The sequence below is a fragment of the Candidatus Nitrotoga sp. AM1P genome, from assembly GCF_013168275.1.
GTDB lineage: Bacteria > Pseudomonadota > Gammaproteobacteria > Burkholderiales > Gallionellaceae > Nitrotoga.
In genome coordinates, this window is record NZ_AP019547.1 from 1,290,940 (window position 1) to 1,303,642 (window position 12,703).

Here is a 12,703-nt window from a genome sequence, read left to right on the forward strand (position 1 = left end):
CACTAATCAGTGTTCAATTGTTTCCATTTGTTATGCATACAACGAATGAGGCGGTACGCCGACATGCATGGCATGCTAGCACTGCTAATTGTGGCCACTATTAAGTACAGCTGGATATTCCGTGTACTTCAAATACCCAGTGCAGCCACTGGTACATCAGCTGACTAATCAAACGCTGGAAATGTAGAAGATACGATGTAATTTCAATTTAGAACAAGAATTTGAACGAACAATATCTTTACCAAGTGCTCAATGTGCATATTACCAAACACTACCCTTAAGTTTTTCAATTTCTCTTCGATCGCGTTTGGTCGGCCTTCCTCTAAGAAAAGTGGGCATCGGCTGTGCTTTTAACTCATCAGATAAATCTTTCCTGCGCCGGAGACTTTCTTCCGTCTCTCTGTAAAGCATCTGTGCTTGGGGAGCTGGCCCTCGATTACTGGAAAGCGCTAATACTTCTACTAAGAATTGATATGGTCCAATGCGGATAGAAAGCATATCGCCTACTGCTACCGATTTTGCAGGCTTAACACGCACACCATTGCATAAAACCTTGCCGCACTCTAAAGCATCTACAGATAAAGATCGTGTTTTGAAGAAGCGTGCAGCCCATAGCCATTTGTCTATGCGAAATTTGACGCTATCATTTTTCTCGTCAAGGGTATTCATAAATTATTAGGTTGTGAAGGATAGAAAACCAAGACAGCGTTCCAAGCAAGTAATTTAGTTGTTAACCCAACCCGTCCATTAAATTTATTTCTTTGAATCATGCCAAAACCGATACAGGTTAGATTAATTTATTAGAGGATTTCTTATTGGGATCATTAAAAACTTCATAATGCACTTTGGTTCCGCTCTTGATTTTTTGACTGCGATTAATTACAGACAACCTGTTATCAATATAATTAATTGATTGTGTAGCATTTTTGTTCTTGCCTCAAAACCTCATGACCAAAAAACTGAAAAAATAGTTATTTAATAGGAACTATAACATAGCACAATAATCCGGCACAAAAATTCACCAAGGCCCGGATTCCTGAACAGAAAAAATTGACAATTTCCCTATTCTCCCTACAATTCGCTTCTCAGATTTATCTTTTGGGTTGTTAGCTCAGTTGGTAGAGCATCGGACTCTTAATCCGTTGGTCGAGCGTTCGAGTCGCTCACAACCCACCAATAAAATCAATTTATTACCATAATACACACTCTTTATAATTTAACTTAGTAGACCTATAGTAGACTTATTGAGTAAATCACCTGAGGCTACTCGTTTTGTGAAATTTTTAAATAGTTGATTCATAATCCTTTAGTCCGTGGTTAAAGTCCTTGACGCCCCCCAATATTTCAATAGGTTAGCGCAGTAGTGGAGCGTGCGTTTCTCTGCGATTATTTCAAAGACTTTCGGCACATTATTTCCAGTTCTCAACTGCCACGATTTTCCTTCAGCGCCACACCCCCGCTTTCCACTGTGTCGGCCACCTACTAGAGCATTGTCCATCTCGATCAAATCTTGCAGGCGATAGAGGCTATCGCGATGCTTCATAGGTATGCGTATCTTGCGCAGCATCCGGCTGGCGGTGATCCACGAAATGCCGATTTGTTTGGAAAGCCGCAGAGCAGAAATACCACCTATATCTGATGCAGCTAGGGAAGCGCTGATTAATTCAAAATTTCACACATAACTAATTGATTCTTAAATGTGGCGAATTCTGAAACGCGAGTTAATCAGCGCTTCCTTAAATAATCTTTTTCCTCAAGGAACATGTCGTTTTTATATGCAGTTAAGCAATCAAAAGTTCTTTTGGTATAACGTTCTTCTCAATTTCCTTGCCAGCAGCTGCAATCGCTTTTTTGACATCGTAGCTAGCTTGTAGACTCATCCAAAAATCCGGCGTCGTTCCAAAAAATCTGGCCAAACGAAGAGCAGTATCTGCAGTAACGCTTCGCTGTTCATTTAAAATTGTAGTAACCCGGTTTGTGGGTACATCCAGCGCCTTGGCGAAGGCATTAGCCGAAAGATTGAGTTCGAATAATTCATCTTTAAGGATTTCGCCGGGGTGAATCGCCCGCATTTTGTTACTCATGTTCTGTCTCCTTTAATGGTAATCAACGATTTCCACATTATAAGCGTCCGCATCTTTCCACTCGAAGCATAAGCGCCATTGTTGATTGACGCGTATGCTGTACTGTCCAGCTCGGTCTCCGACTAATGATTCAAAGCGGTTGCCAGGCAATCCCATCAAATCATGAATGGTTTTGGCATTGTCCAAAATCTCGAGTCTGTTTTCTGCCTGCATTGCGAAGGCTTCAAATTTCCTTACGCGCTTGCCTTGGTAGAGGGCTTCCGTATTCTTGCAGCGAAAGGATTTAATCATAAATAAATGTATAGAATTTTATGCTATACGTCAAGCGTAATGATATTTTGGCCAGTGCGTTTTTTCGTAGGTAAAATAACAATTTCGGCAGAGGGCTCGAGGCCAATACATTTGAGTAAATAGCTGGTAATTTTTTGCATCGGATCTCTCAATCGTTCTACGTTTTTAATGATGTATCCAGCAGTGACATCATTATTCATTTTATGATTTAAAAGACGCTTCAATGAATAGGTTGAAATATCTTGGCTTTCAGCAATAGCAATGAAGGTGCGGCGCAAATCATGGATCGTAAAGGTAACGCTGGACTCTTGAATTACTTTTGCCATTTGTTTGCGCTGTTCTGTGATGTGTCCAATCCCTCCTGATCCCGAAAAAACATACTCATTTACCACACTGGCTTTTCTTTGCTGAAAAAGATTAAAGAGAAAATCGGATAATGGCAAAGTGTGATCCAAGTAGTTTTTTGTATCAGTCACTTTTAATATCTTGTTTTGTAAGTCGACATTAGCCCAAGTTAGGCAAGCAGCCTCTTCTTTTCTAAGTCCAGTGAAAAGCACAAGAAGCAGATAATCTCTGATCGTTTCACGGTTTTTGCCAAGTGAATCATTTTTAATGTTCATTACGGCCTTGAACCAAGGGGCAAGTTCATGCTGCTTGATAACCGATTGACAGCGCTCTACCTGATACCAGGCGCGAGTTTGGGTAAGGCGCTTGACCGGATTTTCTGCAATCAAGGTTTGTCCTTTACTGTCTTCATACTGACCAGACGCGAAATTAAACAACGCGCGCAGAAAGCGCATGGATAGATTTGCCTGAGCTTCGCTTTTGATACCAAGTTGAGTATGGCGCTTTGCAACCATGTTCTTAGTGATTTCAGCTATAGGTTTCTTGTTCCAATCTGCAAGATATGTTCCGACGATTCGCTTGTAATCGTAAATCGTACGGGATTTAAGCGCTTTGCGCGCATCGAGGAAATCAGTAAACGCTTGCTCTAAAGTTACGCCGCGAACTTTTTTTCCTTCGTGGCATCGTTAGGGTTAACACCTCTGGACATCATGATCAACATTTCTCTAGCTTCTGCTCTGGCTTGTTCAGCAGTGAACACGCCATGCTTACCGATAGTCACTCTAACGACTTTGCCTTTCACCTTGGTTTCTGCAATGTAAACTTTGCTGGTCAGTCCTACCCGAAGGCCGAAGCCTTTAAGCTCACTATCACGGTAGAAGACCTGCCCCTTTTCAGCGAGCGATGTAGAATCAACAAAGGTCTTTGTTAATTTTTGAGCCATGTTGAACCTCCTCTATTAATCTAATATTAGAGACTACTTTTAAAATTAATAGACCTGTAGCAGACCGGAAACTCAAAGAAATGTCAAAAAAGCAAGGAGAATTTCAAAGAATTACGAATTCAATAAAATAAATAATATGTATTATAAACAATGTTTTTAAAACAATATAAAACACTATGGATGAACTTAGTAGACTATCATGTAATTGTTTTATTACCACTCTTAATCCGTTGGTCGTGTGTTCGAGTCACACACAACCCACCAATAAAATTAAATAATTGCATCACTGTAAGTCTTTTAAATCTTAGTGACTTTAGCTAACCGTAACCAATGGTCACTCAATCTAGTCGAGCAGCCACAACCGCCAAGTGACTTGGCACAAGGTGTGCATGCCGTTCTACCATTGCCCCTATTTCCCATCCGCCAAGCTATTGGGAAGCTCGCTTTGCGCCGCGCAAAGTGAATCGCACAATGGAACTACTCATGGAGCTTAACGTTTTTATGTCTCGGTCACTACATGCGGCATTACCCTTGTAAGAATATGTTTAAAAATTTAACAATTAAATCGCGCTTGATTTTTTTCTTTTGTTTCATGACAGCCATACTACCAGGAACCGAGTTGGTTGCCCTATTCGGAATGAGCAACACAAAAAACAGTCTGACAACTGTTTATAACGACCGCATTTTTGCCCCCCAACAGCTGATGGACATTGAATCGTTAATATTGAAAAACCGCCTCGCCATAACGATTAGCCTGGTAAAGGGGGCACGGGCTTGGGGCTTTCCATCACTCGGGCGATTGTCGAGAAGATGGGCGGCATGATCGGTTTCAGTTCAGAACCCAATGTGCTGACCACTTTCTTTATCGAATTTCCGATAGAGGCAAAGATAGCCGACTTCTCTTCTGACAAGACTGAAGAAAAAAGCAAGCGGATCCTCATTTGTGAGGACGATCGCCTCATCGCCGCGTTGCTACACTTTATGTTGGAACAGGATGGCTTCGTGGCCGATGTTGCCTACGATACCGTACAGGCAAAACACATGCTGGCACAGAGTCATTATGCGGCCATGACGCTTGACCTGTCGCTGCCTGGCCAGGACGGCATCGCGTTTATCCGTGAACTGCGCATGGAGGAGAAAACCGCTAAATTACCGATCGTAGTGGTTTCGGCCCGAGCGATTGCGGGCAGCCTGAAATTGAACGGCGAGGCGTACAGTGTCATTGACTGGATCCCCAAGCCGATTGACAAAGAGCAGATGGTGTTGGCGATAAGGCGCGCAGTGGGGCGATTTTCCGGCATCCGTCCTCGGGTACTGCATGTCGAAGACGATCCTGATATCTTTAACGTGATGCATGGCCTCGTAGGCGATATGGCGGATCTCGATCATGCAGGCATGCTTGCCGAGGCGAAGCACCTGCTTAAGCAGTGCCGTTACGACCTGGTAATCCTCGACCTCACCTTGCCCGATGGTTCGGGTCAGGAGCTTTTATCCCTATTAAATGGCGCAACGCCACCGATCCCGGTGATGGTATTTTCAGCCCGTGAAATTGAGCGAGAAGAAATCCGGAACGTGGCTTCCTTGATGGTGAAATCACGCACCAGCGATGCACAACTGCTGGCAACCATAAAACAATTGATCGGGATTGAATAGCATGGTGAAATCAGAAAAACATCCGGTCATAGTGGCGAATACCAACAATATATTGACGAAGCATCCAACTACCACAGTACACATGGATAACGTATCTGCACCGATAGAAAAAGAAGCGACAGGTTTTGTGATTCGGAGTAGTCGATGCCATCCCCAAGCCTTTCGATCCGATGACTCTCGCAAGCAGGACGCAGAAGATATGGGAGCGTTATCATGACTAATCCAAACGTGCTGCAAGCAAAGTTAGAACGCCTATGCGATGTTTACGCCGCACAATTGCCTGAAAAACTCAAACATATCGAACAGGTTTGGGAGCAATTGCCCCAGAATAATTGGGATAAGGAGGGCTTTCAAACCTTGCATCGTATGGTGCATAGCTTGACCGGGTCAGGAAAAACCTTCGGGTTTGCCTTACTCAGTGATGTGGCACGCAATCTGGAAGAGCATCTAAAGCAGGTTGCTCAAACAGAAACAGTATTGAGTGAAGATCAACGTCAGCATATACAGAAATTGATGTGTGAGCTACGTCAAGTCGCTATTTACCGAGAGGCTTTGTTTAATGACCAGGCTCGTTCGACCGCAGTCGCGCCACCCCACCACGATGCTCTCAGTCCTCGTCGCATTTTCGTAGTGGAGGATGAGCTTGAACAGGCAGAAGAACTGAAAATTCAACTCGGCTATTTTGGCTATGAAGTCACGGTATTCAATACGCTGACGGATTTCCGGGTTGCCATGCAGCGAACTTTTGACGTGATAATACTGATGGACATATCTTTCCCCGATCATAGCTTGGGTGGAATTGAGGCCATTAAAGAAATTCAGGCAGGGCGGGATATTCCTCTTCCTGTGATTTTTATCACGGTACACGATGAATTTGTGGTACGACTTGAAGCGGCACGCGCTGGCAACATTGCCTATTTAAGCAAACCAATCAATATCAATATCCTAATCGACAAACTTGATAACTTGACCTCGACTGCGTCAGCTGCGCCATATCGGGTCTTGATTATTGATGATTCGGAATCACTTACTGCCTATTACGCTACGGTACTGGAGCAGGCCGGAATGATAGTGAAAGTAATCAACAACCCGGTTGACGCAATGATTCAGCTGCTTGAGTTTACTCCCGATCTGATTCTGCTCGATCTTTATATGCCGGAATGCAGTGGCTTGGAATTGGCCAAGGTAATTCGGCAGCTTGATTCCTTTGTCAGCATTCCTATCATATTTCTTTCGGTCGAGATTGATCTCGACAAGCAATTGGTCGCCATGAGCTTGGGCGGTGACGATTTTCTTGCCAAGCCAATACTACCGCAACATCTGATTTCTTCCATTACCAGTCGAATCCAACGCTCCCTCGTTCTACGTTCTTTCATAGTGCGCGACAGCCTGACCGGATTGCTCAACCACACCGCCATTAAGAATGAGTTAAACCATGAAATTATTAGATCAAAACGACAGGAAACACCCATGGCCTTTGCGATGATTGACATTGACCACTTCAAGCAAGTAAACGATATTTATGGCCACTCGGTCGGAGATCGAGTAATTAAAAGCCTCTCACGTCTGCTCAAGCAACGCCTACGCAGAACTGACATGGTCGGGCGCTATGGTGGCGAAGAGTTCGCAGTAATCCTGGTCAATGCCGATAGAGCGGTGGCACTACAAGTGCTGGATATTATCCGCAAGGACTTCTCCCAGTTACGTTATCTAGCGGATGGAAAAGAATTTACCGTTACGTTTAGTTGTGGGATCGCTGATATATCTCAGTTTCGCAATGCCACCCAACTAGCTAGAGCGGCAGATAGGGCTCTTTATAAAGCCAAGCATGCCGGGCGTAATCAGGTTGTAGTGGCAGATGCTCCTGTAACTGGCATGGTGCTTCTGAAATAACATTAACGAATAAGAACAATCCCAACCGACAACAGTTGAGATGTGAGTATGCGTGATGGGATGGCAACCCACGTCCCACCACATTAAAATTCGGCCATTAAATAGTTGAGTTTTTAGTAATCTTGCATGCCCTAGTTGCATGGAAAAAATAGATGCCAGAACCCTCAAATACGAAGCACTACATGAACGCCGCAGGCAAGTCATTCGACTGCATCAGCGTGGGGTAGCTCTGCGCAAATAGTTCAGATTTCAGAGTTGAATGACCTCGCTGTGCTCACATTAAGGAAGATCATTCGAGTGAGCTTTAATTTAACCGGACACTACTAGCTCAATAGTAGTTTGAAAATTAGTGGGTTGAGCGGGGTCGATTTGCCTTCATTCCCGCTACCGAGGCTAATAAGCACTGGAATCCCTGCCGGCGCATCTATTGAATCAGTTTGAACAATATATCGAACAGGGTATGAAAAGATAAAATACGCTCTCGCCCTTTTCGGTTCTTTGTTGACTATAGTAACTATGCTGCCAATAGGAACCGGCTGTGTTGAAAGTATTTCAAGCTCCCTAAGTCGAAGCGAACTCAAATCAATGAATGACAGCTTACGCGATCTAAGATCATCAGTTACACCGAGAGCATAGAGTTTTCGGGCGATCTCAAATTTTTGACCGCTCTGCAAGTCACTATCGCCCGACGTGTCAAACCTTGTAGACGGATTCGAACCGGGGCATACTGCGAATCATTAATCGGAATATATGCGGGAATGTTGGCCGATAATGAATTGAGCGAAGCAGGAGTACGCTTTCTAAACCTTTGCATAAAAACAAAATAAATTTATTAAACCTGCGTGAAATCCAAAAGATATGTGGGATAACTATTATCATGAACAAAAATTTATTTTTTATAAAAATTGACTAATATTTTATGAATTTATTTGACTCAGACGAAGTAAAAAGACGCGTGGATAAAGTTTGGGAGCGGGTTTTTTTAAATTGTAATTCCGTATTAAGACAATCAAAAATTTACGGTTTTTATTGCTGCCAAGAAGTACCTCATCCCAATATGCATGCGCTGATAGTTCATTTGAACATTTTTTCTGCTGTAATGAATATTTTGGTCACGCAAGGAATGGAAACCGGCGTGGATTACGACCAAACAAGATTAATTTTAAATGCCAAAGAGCAATTAACAAAAATGGAACGTGTGGCCGCCGCAATCACTGCAAATAATAAAAAAGACTATCAAATGGCCATCCAGGATATGGAAAAGAAAACCTCATTGAAGCTTGCACCGTCATTAATCACAGAAAAATTGCTACGGCTTGAATCAAAAAAGCGGTACTCTATTGATAGACCAGATTAAATATTAAGCTGAGTGGAGTGGACACGTGCTTTACTCAAATAAATAGCAGGGACGACCCTGCCTTTTAAATCATAAATTGAGGACGACCTTATTTTTTCGGGAGGAATTATGGCTTGGGTCATTCTCACCATCGCTGGACTTTTTGAAGTAGGCTGGGCTATCGGTCTCAAATACACAAATGGCTTTACCAAGCTATGGCCGACCGTAGGAACGGTAGCAGCCATGCTCATCAGCTTGACACTTCTTGGTATCGCTATGAAAGATTTGCCAGTTGGAACAGCCTATGCGGTCTGGACCGGAGTTGGAGCTGTCGGAACCGTCATCTTGGGAATTTTTTTGTTCGGCGACTCTGCCGCAGTAGGCCGGTTGATTTGCGTTGGATTGATTCTCGCTGGCATCATCGGTTTAAAAATTCTTTCCCCTTCCTAAGTTCGAATTAGCGGATAAACGATGTTTCAAGGGCGATATTCTCAATATCACACCACGAATTGGAATAAATTAATGGTTATTGGGAAAATATGAAACTAAAAAAACCGCTCTGATCCTGAAGGAGAGAGCGGCGAAGGGAGGCTTAAATTGATTTCTAAGTTGACTTTAACCTCTTAACATTACATAAATATGACAAGCAATATTTAGATACTGAGATCCAATTAACATTGAGATAGAATCATTTTAATTGTTAGATTTACTTTGGTATGCAAGGCAGCTGACATATAGAGGGTTGTATTTATACTAGGCGCGGCTACCTGAACAAGAGTATGTTGCTAGGCATGCCCGAAGCGAGCTACGCAGATTCCATGAACAAGTTTTCTGAACACATCCACAATACGCACATAAACTGGCCGATACGTATAGCGTATCTATTGAACGCTTCAACAAACCGCATATTCGTAAAGCAGACTTGATTGCCCATGAGCACAGGAATTTTCAGCGCTCACGGCCGAGACAAATCCCTAACGATAAACCTTTCCTATCTGCCAATTCGAAAACATTTTCTCCGCTGCCTCGCGCTGTTCTGGAGTTAAGGTGATTGAATCACGTAAGTTTTTTGCGTTTACATTACCGCCATATTCGACAGCCAGATTGGACCACACATAGGACAGCAGCTCGTCCTTCTGCACCCCGCTACCCAGGTAGTAAGCCAGAGCAAGGTTGTACTGTGCATCGGTATTTCCGTGTGCAGCCGCTTTCTGCCATAAGTCAGCAGCCTTGACGACATCCTTTGGCACACCTTCGCCAAAATAGTACATTGACCCGAGATTTAACTGTGCGTCTGGGTATCCCTGCATCACGGCCTTCCGCCACAGTTCAAGTGCTTTGGCAACATTCCTCGGCACAACTTCACCTTTGTTGTATATCACCCCCAGGGCGAACTGTGCATGGGCAAACCCCCGCTCTGCCGCATTCTGCCACCATTCAAAAGCCTTAGCGGGATCCTTCGGTATACCTTTGTTGTCGCGATACAACCAACCGAGGCTTAACTGCGCGTCGGCATTCCCCTGCGCCGATGCCTTCTGCAGCCAATCTACAGCCTTGACATAATCCTTGGGCACACCGTCGCCGTTGACATACAGCAGCCCAAGACCAGCTTGTGCTTTGACATGGCCCTGTACTGCAGCTTTCTCATACCACTCTGCGGCCTTGCGTGTATCCTTGGCCAAGATTTTATTATCTCCTCCGGTATCGTACATCCACGCTAGATCATACTGTGCGTTTGCATCACCCGATTCCGCATACACTCTCAATTGCGCAAGATTCTCTTCTGCCTCCTGATTTATTGATTGTGACATTGACTGACCATACGCACTCACCGCAACAGTAAGCAACAATGTAAAGAGCACTTTTCCTGTAATGCGCATATAAATATGTACCAATGACATTTTTAGACCTCATTCAAATTCATCATATCCGCCAACTGGCGAAGCGTTAATGGAAAAACGATTATCAAACGAATAACTATAGTTTTACGTTGAAAACGTAAACGCACATTATCCACCCGCATCTCTAGAGTATTTCACGCCTGAACTTAACTCTCGCACATAGCATAGAGTTAACCAGCGATGTGATTTTCGGGTAGCTCGGATGGAATATAAGTTAGATAGTTAATTCAACGTTGTCATCATTTACCAATCAATTCTTTTACCGGCTCAATATCTGTCCCGGTTTCCAGTTTGCAGACAGTCGTTCTGCTTCGGCGCGCTGGACAGAGTTCAAATTAGTTAAGCCGCGTAATTTTTTCGCATTGTCATTACCATGTGCAACAGCTAGATTATGCCATGCATAAGCCAACACCCCATCCTTTGCCACGCCCTTACCATTCTGGTACATCCATCCAAGACTGGTCTGCGCTTGGGCAAGACCCTGCGCTGCCGCTTTTTGATACCATTCCACAGCCTTGGTGGCATCTTTCTCTACGCCTTCGCCTGTGAGATAAATCGACCCGAGTTCAAACTGGGCCTTGGGGTACCCTTGGGCTGCTGCTTTCTGATACCACTCTGCGGCCTTGATAGGGTCTTTAGCGACGCTAGTCACAGTTTCCCCACTGCCATACATTGCTCCGAGTTCAAACTGAGCCTTGGGGTATCCTTGAGCTGCTGCTTTTTGATACCACTCCACGGCCTTATCGCCATCTACAGTTACACCGATGCCGTTGGCATATAGCCATCCTAGGCGGGTCTGAGCACTGACGTCTCCGGCCTCCGCTTGCTTTTGCACTTGCTCCAAACTATTTGTTGCGGTCGACACTTCTCCTGCTAAAACATAGCCATTTAATGTTAAAAGCAAAGTCACAAACTGTACAATTATTCTCATATTGGCCCCATCATTATTACGTTATAGAAAATGCTGCCGCATGCACTACCTTCCCAACTTGGTTTGAGTAAGTTACTTCAATATAGTTCGCAGGCAATAATTGTCAAGACCTAATTTACATGCCTGTAGCAAGCAAAGAAATGTTCAAGTATGAAATAAAAAGCAAGTTTTATTTTAAGATAAACAATCTAAATTCACGCTGACAATTATTAAGTGGTCAATGCAAATGGTGTAGCACAGATGCACTAAAAAACTTGGCATTTCATCAACTGAATAGCGCGCGCAGTTTTCCAACATCAGGTTGGTGAATCACTCCCTTTTCGGTAATCAGCGCTGTAACCAATTCCGCAGGTGTAATATCAAACGAAGGATTGCGTATCTGCACGCCTTGCGCAGCCCAGTGAAAACCTCGGAAACCTTTTACCTCGTCTACATGACGTTCTTCAATGGGAATATCCACACCACTTTCGATAGACATGTCGATCGTGGAAAGCGGACAGGCCACATAGAAAGGAATGTGGTGGCGCTGTGCCAGCACGGCGACCATATAGGTGCCAATCTTGTTAGCGACATCCCCATTCGCGGCTACGCGATCCGTGCCGACCACTACAGCATCCACTTCGCCACGACTCATCATGAAACCAGCCATATTATCAGTGATGAGGGCCACCGGAATTTTTTCCTGAACCATCTCCCATGCGGTCAGGCGTGCACCTTGCAGGAAGGGACGTGTTTCGTCAGCAATCACGGAAATTTTTTTTCCTGCTTCCACGGCGGACCGAATGACGCCCAACGCAGTGCCATGGCCAGCGGTAGCCAGCGCTCCGGCATTGCAATGGGTCAATACGCGTGCGCCGTCCCGCAACAACTCGGCGCCGTGCGACCCCAGAGCACGATTGATACGAATGTCTTCGGCAAAAATCTCATGCGCCTCGGCCAACAGGCGCATAGCTATTTGCCTGTTGGATTCATTCGATACGCTTTGCCATACCTGTTTCATACGGGCTAACGCCCAAAACAAGTTAACCGCCGTCGGCCTGCTTTGAGCCAGCGTATTAAAACCTTCATTCATACCACGCTGGAAAGATTCGTCAGTAAGAGCCAACAAACGCAATGCCTCCAGCGCCACGCCGTAGGCTGCTGCCACGCCGATGGCTGGAGCGCCACGCACCACCATGCTACGGATGCCTTCGGCCACAGAAGCGGCAGAATCATATTGCACGTACATAAACGTCGCAGGCAAAATGCGCTGATCTATCATTTCCAGCACACCATCCGACCAACGCAGAGTTTCAACTTTCATCATGACGCCTCAAAAACGATAGC

General features: G+C 44.6%; 12 protein-coding genes, 1 tRNA gene and 2 pseudogenes. 6 read left to right on the top strand and 9 right to left on the bottom strand.

The genetic code is table 11. The annotated features are described in order from the left end of the window. Positions 1–261 precede the first annotated feature (261 nt). Positions 262–669 (bottom strand): RNA-binding S4 domain-containing protein, encoded by a 408-nt coding sequence (locus tag W01_RS05705; RefSeq protein WP_173052854.1) that lies wholly within the window; start codon positions 667–669, stop codon positions 262–264. A 431-nt stretch (positions 670–1,100) separates the two neighbouring features. Between W01_RS05705 and W01_RS05710 the strand changes: the two genes are divergently transcribed. Then, positions 1,101–1,176 (top strand) — tRNA-Lys (locus W01_RS05710). Positions 1,177–1,432: 256 nt separating this feature from the next. On the opposite strand, the pseudogene W01_RS05715 reads toward W01_RS05710, so the two are convergent. The 5 genes and pseudogenes from W01_RS05715 to W01_RS14150 form a co-directional block, all read right to left on the bottom strand. Continuing rightward, positions 1,433–1,639: pseudogene (locus W01_RS05715) on the bottom strand (IS1595 family transposase); the annotation flags it as partial. Between the two features lie 142 nt (positions 1,640–1,781). Next, positions 1,782–2,084: a HigA family addiction module antitoxin gene (locus W01_RS05720; protein ID WP_173052855.1), complete on the bottom strand. Its 303-nt coding sequence runs from the start codon at positions 2,082–2,084 to the stop codon at positions 1,782–1,784. A gap of 12 nt (positions 2,085–2,096) precedes the next feature. Then, positions 2,097–2,375, bottom strand: a complete 279-nt coding sequence (locus W01_RS05725) for a type II toxin-antitoxin system RelE/ParE family toxin (RefSeq protein WP_173052857.1) — start codon at positions 2,373–2,375, stop codon at positions 2,097–2,099. Between the two features lie 23 nt (positions 2,376–2,398). Beyond that, complete coding sequence (locus tag W01_RS05730) at positions 2,399–3,235, bottom strand: tyrosine-type recombinase/integrase (RefSeq protein WP_242007049.1); 837 nt, start codon at positions 3,233–3,235, stop codon at positions 2,399–2,401. A gap of 137 nt (positions 3,236–3,372) precedes the next feature. Next, positions 3,373–3,663 carry an Arm DNA-binding domain-containing protein gene (locus W01_RS14150; protein WP_242007050.1) on the bottom strand — a complete coding sequence of 97 codons (291 nt, stop codon included), beginning with the start codon at positions 3,661–3,663 and terminating at the stop codon, positions 3,373–3,375. A gap of 541 nt (positions 3,664–4,204) precedes the next feature. Between W01_RS14150 and W01_RS14665 the strand changes: the two genes are divergently transcribed. The 5 genes and pseudogenes from W01_RS14665 (at position 4,205) to sugE (ending at position 8,995) form a co-directional block, all read left to right on the top strand. Further along, positions 4,205–4,486 (top strand): Tar ligand binding domain-containing protein, encoded by a 282-nt coding sequence (locus W01_RS14665; protein ID WP_173052859.1) that lies wholly within the window; start codon positions 4,205–4,207, stop codon positions 4,484–4,486. Then, positions 4,435–5,316, top strand: a pseudogene (locus tag W01_RS14545) (response regulator); the annotation flags it as partial. The gene W01_RS14665 and the pseudogene W01_RS14545, both read left to right, overlap by 52 nt. A gap of 213 nt (positions 5,317–5,529) precedes the next feature. Beyond that, positions 5,530–7,209: a diguanylate cyclase gene (locus tag W01_RS05745; protein ID WP_173052863.1), complete on the top strand. Its 1,680-nt coding sequence runs from the start codon at positions 5,530–5,532 to the stop codon at positions 7,207–7,209. A 919-nt stretch (positions 7,210–8,128) separates the two neighbouring features. Beyond that, positions 8,129–8,566: a hypothetical protein gene (locus tag W01_RS05750; RefSeq protein ID WP_173052865.1), complete on the top strand. Its 438-nt coding sequence runs from the start codon at positions 8,129–8,131 to the stop codon at positions 8,564–8,566. A 108-nt stretch (positions 8,567–8,674) separates the two neighbouring features. After that, the gene (sugE, locus tag W01_RS05755) at positions 8,675–8,995 is read left to right on the top strand and encodes a quaternary ammonium compound efflux SMR transporter SugE (protein ID WP_173052867.1); all 321 of its coding nucleotides are present in this window, start codon (positions 8,675–8,677) and stop codon (positions 8,993–8,995) included. A gap of 524 nt (positions 8,996–9,519) precedes the next feature. On the opposite strand, the gene W01_RS05760 is transcribed toward sugE, so the two are convergent. The 3 genes from W01_RS05760 to mtnA all read right to left on the bottom strand — a co-directional run bounded on the left by W01_RS05760 (position 9,520) and on the right by mtnA (position 12,683). Further along, complete coding sequence (locus W01_RS05760; RefSeq protein ID WP_173052869.1) at positions 9,520–10,446, bottom strand: tetratricopeptide repeat protein; 927 nt, start codon at positions 10,444–10,446, stop codon at positions 9,520–9,522. A 259-nt stretch (positions 10,447–10,705) separates the two neighbouring features. After that, positions 10,706–11,311 (bottom strand): tetratricopeptide repeat protein, encoded by a 606-nt coding sequence (locus W01_RS05765; protein ID WP_198421361.1) that lies wholly within the window; start codon positions 11,309–11,311, stop codon positions 10,706–10,708. 331 nt (positions 11,312–11,642) lie between these two features. Next, positions 11,643–12,683, bottom strand: a complete 1,041-nt coding sequence (gene mtnA, locus W01_RS05770; protein ID WP_242007051.1) for an S-methyl-5-thioribose-1-phosphate isomerase — start codon at positions 12,681–12,683, stop codon at positions 11,643–11,645. Positions 12,684–12,703: the final 20 nt, after the last annotated feature.